Annotated in this window: 15 protein-coding genes and 1 other annotated feature; of the genes, 9 read left to right on the forward strand and 6 right to left on the reverse strand. The window is 61.9% G+C overall.

The genetic code is table 11. The annotated features are described in order from the left end of the window. Positions 1-12 precede the first annotated feature (12 nt). Together aspS and INF37_RS00295 are read left to right on the forward strand one after the other, a co-directional pair. On the forward strand, positions 13-1,800 hold the full coding sequence (aspS, locus tag INF37_RS00290) for an aspartate--tRNA ligase (RefSeq protein WP_193535666.1): 1,788 nt from the start codon (positions 13-15) through the stop codon (positions 1,798-1,800). Between the two features lie 743 nt (positions 1,801-2,543). Beyond that, on the forward strand, positions 2,544-4,040 hold the full coding sequence (locus tag INF37_RS00295) for a peptidoglycan DD-metalloendopeptidase family protein (protein ID WP_101692588.1): 1,497 nt from the start codon (positions 2,544-2,546) through the stop codon (positions 4,038-4,040). Positions 4,041-4,089: 49 nt separating this feature from the next. On the opposite strand, the gene INF37_RS00300 is transcribed toward INF37_RS00295, so the two are convergent. Continuing rightward, positions 4,090-4,962, reverse strand: a complete 873-nt coding sequence (locus INF37_RS00300) for a YihY/virulence factor BrkB family protein (protein ID WP_101692675.1) — start codon at positions 4,960-4,962, stop codon at positions 4,090-4,092. Between the two features lie 141 nt (positions 4,963-5,103). Beyond that, entirely contained in the window at positions 5,104-5,367 is a 264-nt protein-coding gene (gene rpsT, locus INF37_RS00305) for a 30S ribosomal protein S20 (RefSeq protein ID WP_101692587.1), read from the reverse strand. 184 nt (positions 5,368-5,551) lie between these two features. Between rpsT and gpr the strand changes: the two genes are divergently transcribed. The 4 genes from gpr (at position 5,552) to INF37_RS00325 (ending at position 10,417) form a co-directional block, all read left to right on the forward strand. Further along, positions 5,552-6,460, forward strand: coding sequence for a GPR endopeptidase (gpr, locus tag INF37_RS00310; RefSeq protein ID WP_193535668.1), 909 nt, complete (start codon positions 5,552-5,554; stop codon positions 6,458-6,460). A 77-nt stretch (positions 6,461-6,537) separates the two neighbouring features. Beyond that, positions 6,538-6,760 (forward strand) — a binding site (T-box leader). Between the two features lie 106 nt (positions 6,761-6,866). After that, on the forward strand, positions 6,867-8,288 hold the full coding sequence (locus INF37_RS00315) for a glycine--tRNA ligase (RefSeq protein WP_101692585.1): 1,422 nt from the start codon (positions 6,867-6,869) through the stop codon (positions 8,286-8,288). Between the two features lie 166 nt (positions 8,289-8,454). Continuing rightward, a complete protein-coding gene (locus INF37_RS00320) occupies positions 8,455-9,732 on the forward strand; it encodes a hypothetical protein (protein WP_193535670.1) in 1,278 nt (425 codons plus the stop codon). Positions 9,733-9,763: 31 nt separating this feature from the next. After that, a complete protein-coding gene (locus tag INF37_RS00325; protein WP_193535672.1) occupies positions 9,764-10,417 on the forward strand; it encodes a pentapeptide repeat-containing protein in 654 nt (217 codons plus the stop codon). Between the two features lie 55 nt (positions 10,418-10,472). On the opposite strand, the gene INF37_RS00330 is transcribed toward INF37_RS00325, so the two are convergent. From INF37_RS00330 to INF37_RS00345, 4 genes are all read right to left on the reverse strand, one after another. Next, positions 10,473-11,540 (reverse strand): DUF4179 domain-containing protein, encoded by a 1,068-nt coding sequence (locus INF37_RS00330; RefSeq protein WP_193535674.1) that lies wholly within the window; start codon positions 11,538-11,540, stop codon positions 10,473-10,475. After that, positions 11,537-12,034 (reverse strand): RNA polymerase sigma factor, encoded by a 498-nt coding sequence (locus INF37_RS00335; protein WP_193535676.1) that lies wholly within the window; start codon positions 12,032-12,034, stop codon positions 11,537-11,539. The genes INF37_RS00330 and INF37_RS00335 overlap by 4 nt, the downstream gene beginning before the upstream one ends. A 550-nt stretch (positions 12,035-12,584) precedes the next feature. Continuing rightward, positions 12,585-14,393 carry a translation elongation factor 4 gene (gene lepA, locus INF37_RS00340; RefSeq protein WP_101692579.1) on the reverse strand — a complete coding sequence of 603 codons (1,809 nt, stop codon included), beginning with the start codon at positions 14,391-14,393 and terminating at the stop codon, positions 12,585-12,587. Between the two features lie 147 nt (positions 14,394-14,540). After that, complete coding sequence (locus INF37_RS00345; RefSeq protein WP_101692578.1) at positions 14,541-15,242, reverse strand: helix-turn-helix domain-containing protein; 702 nt, start codon at positions 15,240-15,242, stop codon at positions 14,541-14,543. Between the two features lie 249 nt (positions 15,243-15,491). On the opposite strand from INF37_RS00345, the gene pta reads away from it, so the two are divergent. The 3 genes from pta to INF37_RS00360 all read left to right on the forward strand — a co-directional run bounded on the left by pta (position 15,492) and on the right by INF37_RS00360 (position 18,352). After that, a complete protein-coding gene (gene pta, locus INF37_RS00350) occupies positions 15,492-16,469 on the forward strand; it encodes a phosphate acetyltransferase (RefSeq protein ID WP_186963204.1) in 978 nt (325 codons plus the stop codon). Positions 16,470-16,649: 180 nt separating this feature from the next. Next, the gene (locus INF37_RS00355; RefSeq protein ID WP_193535678.1) at positions 16,650-17,978 is read left to right on the forward strand and encodes an aminotransferase class I/II-fold pyridoxal phosphate-dependent enzyme; all 1,329 of its coding nucleotides are present in this window, start codon (positions 16,650-16,652) and stop codon (positions 17,976-17,978) included. A 50-nt stretch (positions 17,979-18,028) separates the two neighbouring features. After that, positions 18,029-18,352 (forward strand): cyclic-di-AMP receptor, encoded by a 324-nt coding sequence (locus INF37_RS00360; protein WP_101692575.1) that lies wholly within the window; start codon positions 18,029-18,031, stop codon positions 18,350-18,352. The last annotated feature ends 2 nt before the right edge of the window (positions 18,353-18,354 follow it).

An 18,354-nucleotide genomic window follows, 5' to 3' on the forward strand; every position in this document is an offset into this window, starting at 1 on the left:
GGAGTTGATTTTATGACACAGAACCGCACGCATACCTGCGGCGAGCTCCGCATGGAGCATGTGGGCCAGACCGTTACCCTGGCCGGTTTCCTGGAGAATGTCCGTGAGGTGGGCCAGAACTTCGCCTTCCTGGTCCTGCGTGATTTCTACGGCACCACCCAGGTGGTCATCGAGACCGAGGACATGATGAACGTGGTCAATCCCCTCAACAAGGAGTCCACCATCCGGGTCACCGGCGTGGTGCGGGAGCGTGATTCCAAGAACCCCAAGCTCCCCACCGGCGACATCGAGGTGGTCCCCACCGAGATCAAGGTACTGGGCCGCTGCCGCCACAACGAGCTCCCCTTCCAGATCAACCGCAGCCGGGAGGCCGATGAGACCGCCCGCCTGAAGTACCGCTACCTGGACCTGCGCAACCCCGCCGTGAAGCAGAACATCATCCTGCGCTCCAATGTGGTGGCCGCCCTCCGCGCCTCCATGATCGACCACGGCTTCATGGAGATCACCACCCCCATCCTCACCGCTTCTTCGCCGGAAGGAGCCAGAGACTATCTGGTGCCCAGCCGGAAGCACCCCGGCAAATTCTACGCTCTCCCCCAGGCTCCTCAGCAGTTCAAGCAGCTGCTGATGGCCTCCGGCTTCGATAAGTATTTCCAGATCGCCCCCTGCTTCCGGGATGAGGACGCCCGCGGCGACCGCTCCCCCGGCGAGTTCTACCAGCTGGATATGGAGATGGCCTTCGCCGATCAGGAGGACGTGTTCGCCGTGCTGGAGGACGTGCTTCCCCCCATCTTCGCCAAGTACGGCACCTACAACGTGGCCTCCTCCGCTCCCTTCCAGCGCATCCCCTACCTGGAGGCCATGGAGAAGTACGGCACCGACAAGCCCGACCTGCGCATCGACCTGACCGTGCAGGATGCCACCGAGGTCCTGGCCGGCTGCGGCTTTGGTCCCTTTGAGGGCAACACCGTCAAGGCCGTGCCCGTCACCAACTTCACCGCCACCCGCAAGCAGATCGACAAGCTCTGCGCCGACGTGGAGGTCCAGTCCGGTCAGAAGGCCTACTGGTTCCGCCTGGACGAGAAGGGCGAGATCGTGGGCGGCATCGCCAAGTTTGTCCAGCCCATCAAGGACGCCGTCATTGCCGCGCTGAACCTTCAGCCCAACACCTTCGTGGGCCTGACCGCCGGCAAGAAGCTCGCCGCCCAGAAGACCGCCGGTGTCCTGCTCAAGCAGGTGGCCGCCCTGGCCCCCGAGCACTTCGACAAGGAGCGCTATGAGTTCTGCTGGATCGTGGACTTCCCCATGTACGAGATGGGCGAGGAGTCCGGCGAGCTGGAGTTCTGCCACAACCCCTTCTCCATGCCCAACGGCGGACTGGAGATCCTGAAGCAGGCCGCCGCCGGCCAGGTGGACCCCCTCACCATCACCGCCTTCCAGTACGACCTGGTGTGCAACGGCGTGGAGCTCTCTTCCGGCGCCGTGCGGAACCACGATCCTGAGATCATGATCGAAGCCTTCCAGCTGGTCCGTCTGGGCGAGGATGACGTGAAGGCCAAGTTCCCCGCCATGTACAACGCCTTCACCTACGGCGCGCCCCCCCATGCGGGCATCGCCCCCGGCGTGGACCGCATGGTCATGCTGCTGGCCGGTGAGGACTCCATCCGGGAGATCATCCCCTTCCCCATGAACAAGAACGCCCAGGACCTGATGATGGGCGCCCCCTCCTTCGTGGAGCCCAAGCAGCTGGATGAGCTGAACATCGTCTGCACCAAGAAGGAAGAAGAGACCGCCGAATAAAACAACACCGGCGCCTGCGGATTACTCCGTGGGCGCCGGTGTTTTGTATGGGCTAATTCTCAGGACGCGCCTGCCCGGCGAGGGCACCGCTTTCTTTTCCGCAAGAAAGCGGTGGGAAAGAACGGGCCGGGGGATGGTTCCCCCGGCGCCCCCTCAAGTACGTCCCGACGGGCTGATTCGAAGGTCTCAGCAATTGCACGGGTGCGGTGGGCCAAAGGCAATGGCTTTCCGCCTATGAGGTGCCTGGTGAGCTTGGTGGTGAACTGACCGCTCTCTCCCGACCATAGTCGAAGCCAGGGGCTGCCCCAAGCGCCAGACCAAAACCTTCCGTCAGCGGCAAAAGGCTTTCCCGGATATGGGTACGCACCTCTGCGGACGCTGCTCTGCCGTCCCCGCCGGGGGTGCACTGAGGGGGAGGTCCGGAGGGGGAAGCGCCCTCGTTCCCCCTCCGGCGTTTTCTTTCCCTCCTCTTTCTTTTGGAAAAGAAAGAGGAGTTCCCGCCGAACAGGCGGCCCGCGCGGCGAGCGCAACGAACGCCCCCGCCGGATTTTGCATATCTCTGAACAAAATTTTTTAGATTCCAGACAAACTCCCCCATCTTGTGACCTGATTCGCACAAAAACACAAGAATAAGGGGTTGACGGGAAGGACAAAACAGTGTAAACTACTCTTTGTAACCAATTTGTAATCTTTTGATACCAGTTTGTGTCCTGCACAACGACGATAAAAGGGAGGTCCTTCCCATGGACGAGTTATTACAGCAGCCCCGCGCCCCGCGGCGCGAGGGCTTTTCTGCGGCCGATGCGGCCGCCCTTCCCCGCCGCCTGCGGGATTCCGCCTTTGCGCGGGCAGAGCGTTTCCTGCAGGAGAACTCCGCCGCGGTGCGCCGGGTAGATCAGGCCCTGGCCTGGATGCGCTCCTTCAACCCGCTGATCTTCCTGGCTGCCGCCACTCTGATGGGCGTGGCCGGCGTGCTCGCCACCGTCTATGTTCCCAGCTATCAGGTGCTGGTGGACGGTCAGGCCATCGGCGTGGTCGCCACCAAGAGCGACTTTGAGGGCGCGGTGGATCGGGTGGAGGCCCGGGCCACTGAGATCCTGGGTCATACATATGTGATGGACGGCGAGGTGGAGTATCGCTTCGCTCTCTCCGAGCGGGACAGCATCCCCCCCGCCACTACCCTGGAGCCCTATCTGCTGGACCGGATCGGTGACGTGATGAAGAGCTACGTCCTCTCGGTCAACGGCCAGGTGGTGGGCGCGGCCGAGGATCAGTCCACTCTTACCGCCCTTCTGGATTCCATCCAGGCTACCTATGAGGACGAGAATACCATCTCCTCCAAGTTTGTGGATCAGGTCAACATCACCCGGGAGTACATCTCCGCCGATGTGGAGCAGGATGTGGCCGACATCCAGTCCACCCTCACCTCCAACACCAACGGCGAGACCACCTATGAGGTGCAGGCCGGAGATACCTTTATGGCGCTGGCCTTTGATAACGGCATGACCATGAAGGAGCTGGAGGCCCTCAACCCCGGCATTGATGTCAACAAGCTCATGATCGGTCAGGTCCTCAACATCAAGGAGGAGATCCCCTTCCTCTCGGTGGAGACCGTGGACGCGGTGACCTATACCGAGTCCATTGCCGCCCCCGTGCGCGAGGTGGAGGACAGCTCCATGTATGAGGGGGACACCAAGGTCCTCTCCGCCGGTTCGACCGGCACCCAGCAGGTCTCCGCCAACGTCACCTATATCAACGGCAAGGAGACCGCCCGGGAGGTCACCAACACCACCGTTCTCACCCAGCCCACCGAGAAGGTCGTGGCGGTGGGCACCAAGGAGCGTCCCTCCTGGCTGCCCAAGGGCTATTTTATCTGGCCCACTTACGGCAACGTCACTTCCGGCTACGGCTACCGCTCCATCTTTGGTTCTTACAGCTTCCACCGGGGCATTGACATCGCTGTCCCCTACGGCACCTCCATTGCCGCCGCCGACGGCGGAACGGTCATCTACTCCGGCTGGCAGGGCACTTACGGCAAATTGGTCATCATCGACCACGGCGACGGCCGTCAGTCCTACTACGGCCACAACTCCAGCCTTCTGGTCAATGTGGGCGACAAGGTCTATCAGGGTCAGACCATCGCCAAGGCCGGCTCTACCGGACGCTCCACCGGCAATCACTGCCACTTCGAGGTCCATGTGAACGGCAGCTTGGTCAACCCCTATAACTATCTTCCCTAATGAAGCAAACAGCGCCCCCGCTCCGATCGGAGCGGGGGCGCTGCCTATTTTAACGTCCGTTCTCCTCTCGCTTGAGGCGCTGGAGGTAACGCTTTTTTTTATGGGTATACCACACGCAGTTGACCACATTGCCCAGGATCAGGATGTTTCCGCACAGGTAGAGCCACACCAGCAGAATGATCACCGAGGCCAGGGACCCGTAGACCAGGGAGTAGCGGGAGGACATGCCGATAAACCAGGAAAAGAGCGCCGATGCTCCCACCAGTGCCACCGCCGCCAAAAAGGCCCCCCGCAGCACCGGCGGGCGGGGTTTCCCGATGGGGGCGGACATCCGGTAGACCAGGGAGATAAATACCATCACCAGACAGAAGAGCAGCAGAAACCGCAGCCACTGCCAGGTCCAGGGCAGGCACAATTCCTCCAGACGCAGCAGCTGGGCGATGAGCTGGAAAAGCCACTCCCCGGTGAGGACCACTACGATGGAGAGGTAGATGGTAATGAGCATCAGCACGGAAAAGACCACGCTGGCCACGATCTGCCGGATCCCCTGGTAGCTGCGCCGGTCATAGATGTCATCCATAATGTTCATCAGGGACCGGAAGGCGGCCGAGGCGGCAAACAGGGTGGTCATGATCCCCGCCACCAGCAGGCCCCTGGACTGATTGATGCTGATATAGGCGAGATAGTCGGCCAGGATACTCAGGCTCTCCCGGGGCAGCAGTTCGTCCGCCGCCTGGAGCACAGCCCCGATATCCAGATGGAGCAGGCCGATAAAGGCGTTGACACAGATCAGAATGGGAAAAAAGGTCAGGATCAGAAAATAGGCCAGCTCAGCCGCAGACCGGGAAATCCGCTTGCTGAAGTAAATGTCCACGATCTCATGCAGAAAGCGCACCAGCGGCCAGTTGAGTACTTGCTTCACACACATACCCCCTTTTCGTCCGCACCACTCCACCTATCTTTCCCCGCTCTTGGGCGGGATAGAACGTATTGCGCCCTGTTCGACGGAATTTGACAAAAAAACCGCCTGCAATGCAGACGGTTTTTTCAGACCACAAATCAATTAGGCCAGCTTGTTCAGCTTGATGGTCATAGCGCTCTTCTTGCGGGCGCCGTTGTTCTTATGCAGCAGACCATGCAGCACGGCCTTGTCGACGGCCTTGACAGCCACCTTGTAAGCGCTATCGGCCTCGCTGCGGTTGCCTTCGGCCACCGCGGCCTCAAACTTCTTGATGTCGGTCTTCAGCGCGGACTTAGCGGTCTTGTTCTGCATGGCCTTGGTCTTGTTCACCAGGACACGCTTCTTGGCAGACTTGATATTCGGCAAACCAAACACCTCCTCCGATGACGATTCGCACAGTTCACCCGTGCAGATTTATATTTTAGCAGGCAATTGGGAAAAATGCAACTAGTAAATTGAATTTTTTTCGGAAAATTTTAGGTCGTAGTCCCCTTTCCGGTTTTATTGGGAACGGAATAGGGATAAAACACCAGATATAGGGGGAAGGCATATGTTACAGCGACGGACCGACCTGGCCGTGGAGGCCCACGACCTCTGGAAAGAGAGCGCCGCCCGGGAGACTACGCTTCCGGGCGTGAGGGCCCGGGACGACACCCGGGAGGGCTACCCGGTCACCCGGGTGGAGATCCTGGACCATCAAGGGGCCCGGGCCCTGGGCAAGCCCGAGGGGCAATATGTGACTCTGGAGCTCTCCGGCCTGGAGCGGCGGGAGCCGGAGGCCCTTCCCCGGGCGGTGCGGGCCATCGCGGCGGAACTGACTGCCCTGCTGGGCTCCCTGCCCGCTCAAGTGCCGGTGCTGGTGGTGGGACTGGGCAACCGGGCCATCACCCCCGATGCCATCGGCCCCAAAACGGTGGAGCACACCCTGGTCACCCGCCATCTGGTCTCGGGCGCGCCGGAGCACTTTGCCGCCTTCCGCCCGGTGGCCGCCCTGGCGGCCGGCGTGCTGGGCACTACCGGCGTGGAGAGCGGTGAGCTGGCCCGGGCGGTGGCCGAGCGCATCCGCCCCTCCTGCATCATCGCGGTGGACGCACTCGCCTCCCGGAGCCTGAAGCGGGTGTGCCGGACCGTTCAGCTTTCCGACACCGGTATCTCCCCCGGTTCCGGGGTGGGCAATCACCGGCACGCCCTGGACCGCTCCACGCTGGGGGTGCCCGTGCTGGCGGTGGGCGTGCCCACCGTGGTGGATGCCGCCACCCTGGCCGCCGACGTGCTCTCCGAGGCTGGGGGCGCCGATCTGGATCCGGAGACCCTTATGGGCGCCGGGGATGGGCTCATCGTCACCCCCAAGGACATCGACGCCCAGATGGCCGATCTCTCCAAGGTGCTGGGATATGCCATCACCCTGGCCCTCCAGCCCCATCTCACCCTGGCGGATGCCGAGCTTTTGCTCAGTTAATCCCCATTTCTCCAAAAACAGCCCCGTTTTCCGGCTTGACGGCCTGAAAAAAAGGTGGTAGAATGTCCCCAACATCGAGCAAGGCATTGACCGGGAAGAGTACGCATGGTCCCGGCCCAAGAGAGAAGCCGTCTGGTGCGAGGCTTCCGAAGGGCTGTGCGGAAGGCGCCCGCGAGCCGCGGCCCCAACGGGAGAATTCCCCAGTAGGCGCCGCCGGTCCCCCGCCGTTATTGGGTTTGAGTGCGGAGCGGTTTGCCGCTTCGAATTCAGGTGGAAACACGGACTTTGTTCGCCCTGAGCCGAAATCGGCTCAGGGCGTTTTTTATCCGCCGCTTCCCCTCAAACCGTGCCTTCGGGGGTCCCCCTTTCTTTCCCCAGAAACAACAAGCGAAGGAGTTTGATCTGTATGAAGAACACCGAAAAGACCATGGAAAAAATCGTCGCCCTGTGTAAGGGACGCGGCTTTGTCTTTGCCGGCAGTGAGATCTACGGCGGCCTGGCCAACACCTGGGACTACGGCCCTCTGGGCGTAGAGCTCAAGAACAACGTGAAGAAGGCCTGGTGGAAAAAGTTTGTCCAGGAAAACCACTACAACGTGGGCCTGGACGCCGCCATCCTGATGAATCCCCAGGTGTGGGTGGCCTCCGGCCATGTGGGCGGCTTCTCCGATCCTCTGATGGACTGTAAGGAGTGCAAGGAGCGCTTCCGCGCCGACAAGGTCATCGAGGACTGGTGCGCTGAGCACGACTTCACCCTGCCCAAGCCGGTGGACGCCCTCTCCCAGGCCGAGATGAAGGCCTTTGTGGATGAGCACCAGATCCCCTGCCCCTCCTGCGGCAAGCACAACTGGACCGACATCCGCCAGTTCAACCTGATGTTCAAGACCTTCCAGGGCGTCACCGAGGATGCCAAGAACACCGTCTATCTCCGTCCCGAGACCGCCCAGGGCATCTTTGTCAACTTCCAGAACGTCCAGCGCACCACCCGTAAGAAGCTGCCCTTCGGCGTGTGCCAGGTGGGCAAGTCCTTCCGCAACGAGATCACCCCGGGCAACTTCACCTTCCGCACCCGTGAGTTCGAGCAGATGGAGCTGGAGTTCTTCTGCCAGCCCGGCACCGAGCTGGAGTGGTTCAACTACTGGAAGCAGTTCTGCCACCAGTGGCTGCTGGACCTGGGCATGAAGGACGAGAACCTGCGCCTGCGCGACCATGACCCGGAGGAGCTCTCCCACTACTCCAACGCCACCACCGACTTCGAGTTCGTCTTCCCCTTCGGCTGGGGCGAGCTGTGGGGCGTGGCCAGCCGCACCAACTTCGACCTGACCCAGCATCAGAACACCTCCGGCAAGGATATGACCTACTTCGACCAGGAGAAGAACGAGCACTATATCCCCTACGTCATCGAGCCCTCCCTGGGCGCCGACCGCGTGACCCTGGCCTTCCTCATCGACGCCTACGACGAGGAGGTTGTGGACGCCGCGAAGAACGATGTGCGCACCGTCCTGCGCCTCCATCCCGCTCTGGCCCCCTTCAAGTGCGCGGTGCTCCCCCTGTCCAAGAAGCTAGGCGACAAAGCCATGGAGATCCGCGACATGCTGGCCAAGGACTTTATGGTGGACTACGACGAGGCCGGCTCCATCGGCAAGCGCTACCGCCGTCAGGACGAGATCGGTACCCCCTTCTGTGTCACCGTGGACTTCCAGACCGTGGGCACCGACACCGAGGAGGCCGACCACTGCGTCACCGTCCGCGACCGCGACACCATGGAGCAGGTGCGTATGCCCATCTCCGAGCTGAAGGCCTATCTGGCTGAGAAGATGGCGTTTTAAGAAGCTTTGAGCGGCCCCCCGCAGATCTCTGCGGGGGGCTTATTTTGCTTTTGAAATCCGCCGCCTGCCGAACAGGCGTACTTTTGTTACCCTTTTGTTCTGGTTCTCTCCTCCAATCCATGATATGATGCACCTGTAAGGATCCATCTCGGGAAAGGAGGCTCTTATGAAACGACTGCTCTCTTGCGCTCTGCTTGTGCCGGTTCTGCTCCTGCCGGCCCAGGCCAACTCGGCTCCCACCCGCTGGGAGGGCTCCCCCGGCTCAGAGGTGCTCTCCGTGGAGGAAAACTGCCCTATTTCGGTCATCCATGAGGATCTCGCCTTTCAGATCGACCAGGGGGACTCCTACTCACTGGAGGCCCAGGTCACCGCCCGCTATCAGATGGAGAATCCCACGGAGGAGGCCCGGGCAGTCCAGATGGCCTTTTCCCTGGAGGAGTCCGTGTGGGATTTTGACCCCGCCAGCGTGTCCATCACCGCCGACGGGCGCGCCCTCCCCTTTCAGCTGATCTGGGACGGCGTATCCCCGGACGCTCAGCCTCAAACCTTTGACCCGGACCAGACCGGTACGCTTTGCACCTTTATCCTCACGCCCACCCAGGACGGGAGCGACAACACCCTCACTCTCCCTGCCTCCGGCGGGCGTATGTGGGTGACCTATGACGGCATCCACTCCTATTCCGGGGAGGAGGACGGCTCCGTGACCCTGGGTACCAGTGAGAAGGCCACTGTCCTGGTCTACGACCTGGACGGAGCGCCAGACTATACTGTCTCGGGCAATTATACCGTGACCACGGAGGAGCTGCCTTTCCGCACCGTCTTTCAGTCCTATCTGGAGGAACGGTATGGGACCCGCTTTGCCGGGCATATGGATTCCATCCAGGCCCTCAAATTCCGCCAGCTGGAGGAGCTATGGGAATCCTGGGAAAACAATCCCATCCTTCTGGCTGAATGGATCGAAAATTCCGATCCCTCCGCCCTGCCCCTTCAGTTCCTCTACACGGTGGACTTCCCCCCAGAGAGCACCGTGGAGGTGGCCGTGACCTACACCACCCGGAGCGACGGCGTGCGGAAGGGCACCGCCGACTGGCAGCACACCTTTTCCTATCTTCTCTCGCCCGCCCGGCACTGGGCGGACTTCGGTACCCTGGATCTCACGGTGGACGCCGGGGAGAGCGGCTATCCCTATGTGATCGGCTCCTCCCTTCCTCTGGAGGCGCAGCCAGACGGCTCCTACACCGCCCATACCCAGGGCCTGCCCGAGGAGGACCTCTCCTTTACCCTCTACTCCGCACCCCAGCTCTCCCTCTCCGACCGGGTAACCTCCTCCCTGGGGATCACCACCTATACCCTGGCCTTCTTCCGTCTCCTCCTGGTACCCCTGGTCCTCCTGCTGGCCCTGATCGTCTTTCTGGTCTGGCGGCGGCGCAGACACCGCAAATAATTTACCCCATCCCTTCTTCGGAGGTCGTCCCATGAAACTCCTGTCCCCATCCCTCCCGCAAAACCTCTCTCCCGCCCCTGATTTCTCCATACAGGCTGCCCACAGCGCGGAAACTCAGGAGCCCCTCTCCGGTCTTCTGGTGGAGCACGCCCTCCTCACCGGGTCCGATCTCTCCGGTCTGACCCTGGAGGGGGTGCGCTTTCAGGGCTGCCGGTTTCTGGAGTGCGACTGTTCCCACTGGGAGATGACCGACGTGGTCTTTCAGGACTGCGACCTCTCGGGCAGCACCTTTGCCGACGGGATCTGGTGCCGGGTGGCACTGGAGGACTGCCGGGCCCTGGGGACCGCCTTCCAGCAGTGCGGGCTCCAGCATGTGTCCTTCCGGGGCTGTAAGCTCTCCTATGCCAACTTTACCGCCCAGCGGGTAAAGGGGGGACTGTGGAGCGGCTGTGACCTCTCTCAGGCCTCCATGGCCTCCTGTGTGTGGAAGGGCGTGGCATACTCGGAATGCAACCTCACCGGGGTGCGCTTCTTCCACACTCCGCTGGCAGGAGTGGATCTCACCACCTGCCGCCTGGAGGGGCTGATCCTCTCGGATGCCGGGGAGGAGCTCCGGGGCGTCATCGTGGACCGCTGGCAGGCCGGAGAGCTGGCCCGGCGGCTGGGCATTGTCATCCGGGAATAAAGAACGTCCCCCGGACAGACGGAAAACGGTCTGTCCGGGGGACATTTTTTCGGGGTCATTCTCCCTGTGTGAGGGGGAAGGTCAGATCGGCCACCGTGATGCTCTCGATCTCCTCCAGCGAAAGGACGGAGGAGAAAATATCGCTCTTCTGGCACACCGTCTTACCACCCTGGGGGGAGATGCTCCCGCCGCTGGAGGTGAGGTCTATGGTGGTGCCGTCCCGCTTGGTGAGTACCACGGGGAGGGACTCCAGATAGCGCAGGGACTCCTCCCGGTCGTGGGCGCTCTGTTGGCCATTCCCTCCGGCGTTGTCCCACTGTACCTCCTGCTGCACGGTGTAGCTCACCTGGAAGGAGAGCGGAGAGAGGACCACCGAGTCCAGCGTGGCCTCCATCCCATTGAGCAGGAAGGACTGCCCAGCCGGAAGACTCACCGAGGTATCCTCAAACTGGAAGGCAAAGCGCATCTTCCACTTCCCCTGGGCCACCGGGGTACTCTTGGTATAGTCATTGTCGGTATAGACCGACAGGTCCCGGAAGGAGGCCCGGGCCGTTCCCGGCGTGAGCGGGGTATCCCCGGTGCGCAGGTCCACATACTGCACCGCATTGTCCTCCGGGTCGGCGTCAAAGAAGTAGGAGGCGCCGTGGCTCCCGCCCTGCTGTCCCACGTCCACATCGGCGCTTTCAAACCGGAGGGGGAGATAACCGAAGGCATTGGGGGTCAAATCCTCGGCCAGAGGCTTCCCGTCCTCCCGGGCAATGGTATAGACGATGGCGTAGCTGTACCGGTCGCCCACAATGGCGTCGGCCGTGATGACCACGCCGTCCGCCGTGTCGCTGGCGCCCACGGGACGGCCGATCCGGTCGATGATCTCCGTCTGTGCGGGAGCGCCGCCGAAGACCTCGGAAAAGGCCTCACCCGCGCTTTTGAGCACGCCGGTGGCCGCGGCTCCCACCCCAACGGTAAGCACCAACGCGGCAGCCACGCCCACCGCGGCCATCCGCCGAAGCGGGCGCACCCGATGTACCGGTGCCTGGGACGCCTTCAGGAGACGCTCTGTCATGGCCTCTTTTTCCTCGGGGGTAAAATGCAGTTCATCCATGGACTGATGATAGGTTTTCATGCCAAACCCTCCTGTTCCAGCAGTGTGCGCAGCCGGGAGCGGCCCCGGCTGAGCTGGGTGGATACGGTCGCCGGGTGTTCCCCCAGCATCTGTGCGATCTCCTTGGCGGTATAGCCCTCGTAGTAATAGAGATAAATGACGGCCCGGTATTTGGGCGGAAGGAGCTCCACCGCCGCCAAAAGGCTTCCCTCCTCGGCCTGGGGACAGGCCATCCCGTCGGCCTCCTGGAGATCGGCCCTGGTCCTGTGCCAGTGACTCTTCAGCATATCCTTACAGGCATTTGCCGCCGTGCGGATGATCCATGCCTTCTCATGCTCCGGCGAGTGAAAGGCCCGTGGCTTCTCCAGCAGCTTGAGAAAGACCGTCTGACAGATGTCTTTCGCGTCCTCCCGGCTCTTGAGATAGGTATAGCTCAGCCGCAAGACCAGATCGGAATAGGTCTCCACCAGCCGCTCCGCCTCCTGGCGGCTCAACGTCGGTCTCGTATGCCTCACATCCTTTTCTTCCGTTTCAAAAGCGCTTTCACCTGGAATACGATTCAGGACCGGGAAATCTTTCACGAGGGGGAATCTTTTCTTTTGCTGCCGCGCGGGCCGCCTGTTCGGCGGGAATCCCTCTTTCTTTTCGAAAAGAAAGAGGGGAGAAAGAAAACGCCGGAGGGGGAACAGGGATGATTCCCCCTCCGTGCACCCCCGGCGGAGACGGCAGACCAGCGTCCGCAGAAGTGCGTACTCCCGACTTCGACTGCCGTCGGGAGAGAGCAGCTTAAAACACCACCAGGCTCACCAAGTACCTCATAGGCAACCGCCATTGCCTTTGGCCCACCGCACTTTTGCAATTGCAGCGACTTGAGCCCAGCCCGTTGGGGCGTACTTGGAGGGGGTGCCGGGGGATACCTCCCCCGGCCCGTTCTTTCCCACCGCTTTCTTACAGAAAAGAAAGCGGTGCCCCCGCCGGGCAGGCGGTTCCCTCCAAATAGGCGTGCTCTATACCAGCCCCGGAAACTAAAAAGAGAGCCGCCCATCAGGGCGGCTCCCAATCTTCTTATTCCTCGTCCAGCTTGAGCACAGCCATAAAGGCCTCGGTGGGCAGCTGCACCGACCCCAGAGAGCGCATCTTCTTCTTGCCCTCTTTCTGCTTTTCCAGCAGCTTTTTCTTTCGGGTGATGTCGCCGCCGTAGCACTTGGCCAGCACGTCCTTGCGCATGGCCCGGACGGTCTCACGGGCGATGACCTTGCCGCCGATGGCGGCCTGGACCGGCACCTCAAAGAGCTGACGGGGGATGTTGTCCTTGAGCTTCTCGCAGATGCGGCGGGCCCGCTTGTAGGCCTTCTCCTTATGCGCGATGAAGGAGAGGGCGTCCACCTGCTCGCCGTTGAGGAGCATATCCACCTTGACCAGCTCGCTGGGCCGGTAGCCCTCTACCTCATAGTCCAGAGAGGCATAGCCCTTGGTGTTGGCCTTCAGGGCGTCAAAGAAATCATAGATGATCTCATTGAGGGGCATGGAGTAGTGGAGCTCCACCAGATTGGTGTCCAGATACTGCATGTCCTTGAACTCCGCCCGGCGCTCCTGGCACATGGGCATGATATTTCCCACGTAGTCGGGGGGCGCGATGATGGAAACCTTGGCAAAGGGCTCCCGCGCCTCCTCAATGTGGGCGGGGTCCGGGTAGTTGTGGGGATTGTCCACCTGTACCACGGTGCCGTCGGTCTTGGTGATCTCATAGATGACCGAGGGCAGAGTGGTCACCAGATCCAGGTCGAACTCCCGCTCCAGGCGCTCCTGGATGATCTCCATATGGAGCATACCCAAAAAGCCGCAGCGGAAGCCGAAGCCCAGGGCGGCGGAGGATTCCGGCTCAAAGGAGAGGGATGCGTCGTTGAGCTGGAGCTTTTCCAGCGCGTCCCGCAGATCGGGGTACTTGGAGCCGTCCTCGGTATACACGCCGCAGTACACCATGGCCTGGGCGGGCCGGTAGCCGGGCAGGGGCTCGGCGGCGGGATGCTCCACGCCGGTGATGGTGTCGCCCACCCGGGTGTCCTTCACGTTTTTGATGGAGGCGGTGAAATAGCCCACTTCGCCGGCCGACAGGCTGTCGGTGGGCTCCAGCCCCAGGGGACGCAGGCAGCCGCACTCGATGACCTCGTAGGAGGCACCAGAGGCCATCATCTTGACCTTCATCCCGGTGCGGATGGTGCCCTCCATGACCCGGAAATAGACGATGACTCCCCGATAGGCGTCATACTGGCTGTCAAAGATCAGGGCCTTGAGGGGGGCATCCGGATCGCCCTTGGGGGCGGGGATGTTGTGGACGATGTCCTCCAGCACCGCGTCGATGTTGAGTCCCACCTTGGCCGAGATCTCGGGTGCGTCCATGGCGGGCAGGCCGATGACGTCCTCGATCTCGTGCTTGACCTTCTGGGGGTCGGCGGCGGGCAGATCGATCTTGTTCACCACCGGGCGGATCTCCAGGTCGTGCTCCAGGGCCAGATAGGTGTTGGCCAGGGTCTGAGCCTCGATGCCCTGGGCGGCGTCCACCACCAGAATGGCGCCCTCACAGGCCGCCAGCGAGCGGGAGACCTCATAGTTGAAGTCCACGTGGCCGGGAGTGTCGATGAGATTGAGCTCATATTCCTCCCCATCCTGGGCCTTGTAATTGAGCTTGACCGCCCGGGCCTTGATGGTGATGCCACGCTCCCGCTCCAGATCCATGTTATCCAGCAGCTGGCTCTCCATCTCCCGCTGGGAGACGGCGTCGCACTTCTCGATGAGCCGGTCGGAGAGGGTGGATTTCCCGTGGTCGATATGGGCGATGATACTGAAATTGCGGATCTTGCTCTGGTCGCGCATATACAGAAACCTCCGTCTAAATGTCCGCGCGGGGCCTTTGGGCTCCGGCGGCGTGTATCCCGCCACGGCCGGATGTTCCGCCGTTTTGGAGAGAAAACACCGGCCTTCCGGACACGTTCCGGAGGCCGATGCAGTATTTTATGACCCTTATTTTATCGTTTTCCGCTCCTGGACGCAAGCGGTAATCCGCCCGCCCGTATTGTGGATGATCTGGAGCAGAGACTGGTAGGTGCCCGGATAGTTCTCCATCAGGGCGTCGTGGTTCATGCTGGGGAACTCGCCCTTCTCCCTGCGGTGCTCCTCCAAAGACTCCACATAGGCACACTGGGCGTAGATGAGATCGCTCTGGGCCACGCCCGCGGTAAAGGACAGCGGAGGCACGGCAAAAAAGTCCTCATTCTGGGTGCCGGGGGCCCGGTAGAGATGGCGGAAGAGGGTATAAATGGCGGTGGAGAGATACTCCGCCGCGGCCTTGACCGCCCCCTTGCAGCCCGTCTTGCCCAGCAGGTCAAAGAGGACGCTGATGGAGTTGACCAGCAGCTTCTTGTTCAGGGTGGCCACGATGCTCCCGTGGAGCACATTGTCCTTCTCAGTAGAGTAGTCATACAGCTCGTCGGGCGAGACGATGGTGGCACCATTTTTGGTCAGGGTGCGGCCCAGCAGAAAATCCGCCGACACGTTGTAGTAGTCACAGGCCCGCGTCACAAAGGCAAGTCCCGGCTCCCGCACGCCGTTCTCATAGTGGGACAGCAGGGCCTGGCTGATCCCCAGATCCTTGGCCGCGGCGCGCTGGGAGATCCCCTTCTCCTGACGCAGCAGGGAAAGGCAGCGGGAAAAATCCGAATGCATAGTCGATACCCCTCTCAAAATCGCAAAAAAGTAACCAAAAAAGAGGATCTTCCACTCCTGCACAGCAGGTTTTACCGGAGAAATCCAAAAAACAGCGTGTATAGTATAGCGTAGTAAATACAAAAAGTAAAGGGGTATTTTCTTGGATTTTTTCGTTTTTGTCCATTGTGAAGATTCCTGAAAATGGTGTATAATAGGTAACACCATATTTAAACCCCTATGAACCAACTTTATGGAGGCGTTACGACAATGTTTGGCAAGCTAATCGCAAAGCTGAAAGCAAACCCCAAGAAGATCGTCTTTACCGAGGGTACCGATCCCCGCATCCTGGAGGCCAGCGCCCGTCTGCTGGCCGGTACCTGGCTGACCCCCGTGCTGGTGGGCAACCCCGATGAGGTCCGCGCCGCCGCCGAGGAGGCCGGCTTCAACATCCGCGGCGCCGAGATCGTGGATCCCGAGACCTATCCTCGCATGGAGGAGATGGTCCAGAAGATGGTGGAGCTGCGCAAGGGCAAGATGACCGAGGAGCAGGTCCGCGGCTACCTGAAGAAGGGCAACTACTTCGGCACCATGCTGGTGAAGATGGGCGAGGCCGACGCTCTGCTGGGCGGCGCCACCTACTCCACCGCCGACACCGTGCGTCCCGCCCTGCAGCTCATCAAGACCAAGCCGGGCAACAAGATCGTCTCCTCCTGCTTCATCATGGTCCGTCCCTCCGCTACCGGCGGCAACGAGGTCCTGGTGATGGGCGACTGCGCCATCAACATCAAGCCCACCGAGGATGATCTGGTGGAGATCGCCCTGGAGGCCGCTCAGTGCGGCAAGATCTTCGGCGTGGATCCTCAGGTCGCCATGCTGTCCTACTCCACCCTGGGCTCCGGCGCCGGCGAGGACGTGGACAAGGTCCGCAACGCCACCGCCAAGATCCGCGCTGCCGCTCCCGATCTGCCCGTGGAAGGCGAGATCCAGTTCGATGCCGCCGTGTCCCCCAACGTGGCCCGCACCAAGTGCAAGGACTCCAAGGTGGCCGGTCACGCCAACACCTTCATCTTCCCCGACATCAACGCCGGCAACATCGGCTACAAGATTGCTCAGCGTCTGGGCAGCTTCGACGCCTACGGCCCCATCCTGCTGGGCCTGAATGCCCCCATCAACGACCTCTCCCGCGGCTGCAACGCCCAGGAGGTCTACTCCATGGCCATCATCACCGCCGCTCTGGCCGACTAATTTTTACCCCTTGGGAGCACTCCGTTTGGAGTGCTCCCTTTTTGTCTTTTTCAATGGAACATTAGTTTTACACTTTTCCCCCAAGTTTTCCACATGCAAATGTGGAAAACTTTCTTTTCTTTTGGGAAGGGCTGTGCTATAACCATATCAAATGCCATTTTTCTCACAGGAGGTCCCCCCATGAACCAGACGCCCCTCTGCGATGCCCTGCGCCGCTTTGCCGAACAGCGCCCCCTGCGAATGCACATGCCCGGCCACAAGGGCCACTTTCTCCCCCTGCCGGAGCTCTCCCCCGCCGCGGCTCTGGATGTGACCGAGCTCCCCCCCACCGGCAACCTCTTTGAGTCCGGCGGTCCCATCGAGGCCGCCGAGGCCCTCTGGGCCCGCACCTTTGGCAGCGCCCACTGTCTCTTCCTCACCGGCGGCTCCACCCAGGGCGTCCTCTCCGCCTTTACTCTGGCATGCCGCCCGGGGAACCAGGTCCTGGTGGACCGGGGCTGTCACCGCTCGGCCTTCAACGCCATGGCCCTGCTGGATCTCCACCCCCACTACCTCTTCCGCCCCTGGCTCCGGGAGGGCGAGGTCACCGGCCCCATCTCCCCCCGAGACCTGGAGGAGGCCCTGGAGGCCCACCCCGCTGTCCGGGCCGTGTGCGTCACCTCCCCCACCTACTACGGGGTGTGCTCCGATCTGCCAGCCCTGGCCCAGGTCTGCCATGCCCACGGTGCGCTGCTCCTGGTAGACGGGGCCCACGGAGCCCATCTGCCCTTTCTGGAGAACCGGAGCCTGGCCGCGGCCGACGTGGCGGTGGTCTCGGCCCATAAGACCCTGCCCGCCCCCGGGCAGTCCGCCCTCCTCTTCTCCTCCCGCTTCTCCCTGGACGAGCTGCGCCGGGCGGCCTCCCTCTACGGCAGCTCCTCTCCCTCCTACCCCATGATGGCCGCCCTGGATGCCGCCCGGGCCTGGATGGAGGAGGAGGGCCGCACCGCTCTCCGGCGCACCGCCGAGCAGGTGGCCCGCCTGCGCCGCCGCTTCCCCGCCCTCACCCCGGAGCAGGCCCCCTTGGACCCCACCCGGCTGGTCCTCCGCTGCGCCAACGGCTTTGCCGCCGAGAAGGCCCTGCAAGACCTGGGAGTCTACCCCGAGATGGCCGATGCCCGCCATGTGGTCTTCATCTGTACCGCCGCCGACACGGAGGCGGATTTTGCCCGGCTGGAGGAGGCCCTCTCCGCCGTGTGGGCCCATCAGCCCCCTCTCTCTGAACTCCCGCCCCTGCCCCCGGCCCCAGCGCCGGAGCAGGCCCTCTCCCCCCGGCAGGCCCGCTTCTCCTCCACCCGTTCCCTCCCCGTCGGCGCGGCCCTGGGTGAGATCGCCGCCTCCCAGGTGGCACCCTATCCCCCGGGCGTCCCCGTTCTCGCCCCGGGAGAGCGTGTAACGAAAAAAACTATCGCATATTTATCGCAAATAGGTTATAATATGGAGAAAGACATGGAAGTGGTTCTCCCCTGACGGTGTGTGGCCCGGGGCCCCCTGTCTTTTATTCCGAGGAGGGATTACTTATGAAACTGATCCTTGCAATCATCAACCATGACGACGCCAATGCGGTCACCCAGTCTCTGACCAAGCACGGGTTCTCTTCCACCAAGCTGGCCACCACCGGCGGCTTCCTGATGGCAGGCAACGTGACCATCCTGGTGGGCGTGGACGAGGAGAAGGTCCAGTCCGTCATTGACATCATCAAGGAGCAGTCCCATAGCCGCAAGCAGATGATCCCCACCACCTCTGAGATGAGCTACGGCTACTATCCCAGCATGCCGGTGGAGGTCGTGGTGGGCGGCGCCACCATCTTCGTGGTGGACATCGAGCGGTTCGAGCGCGTGTAAGG

The organism is Pseudoflavonifractor gallinarum, from assembly GCF_014982855.1.
GTDB lineage: Bacteria > Bacillota > Clostridia > Oscillospirales > Oscillospiraceae > Pseudoflavonifractor_A > Pseudoflavonifractor_A gallinarum.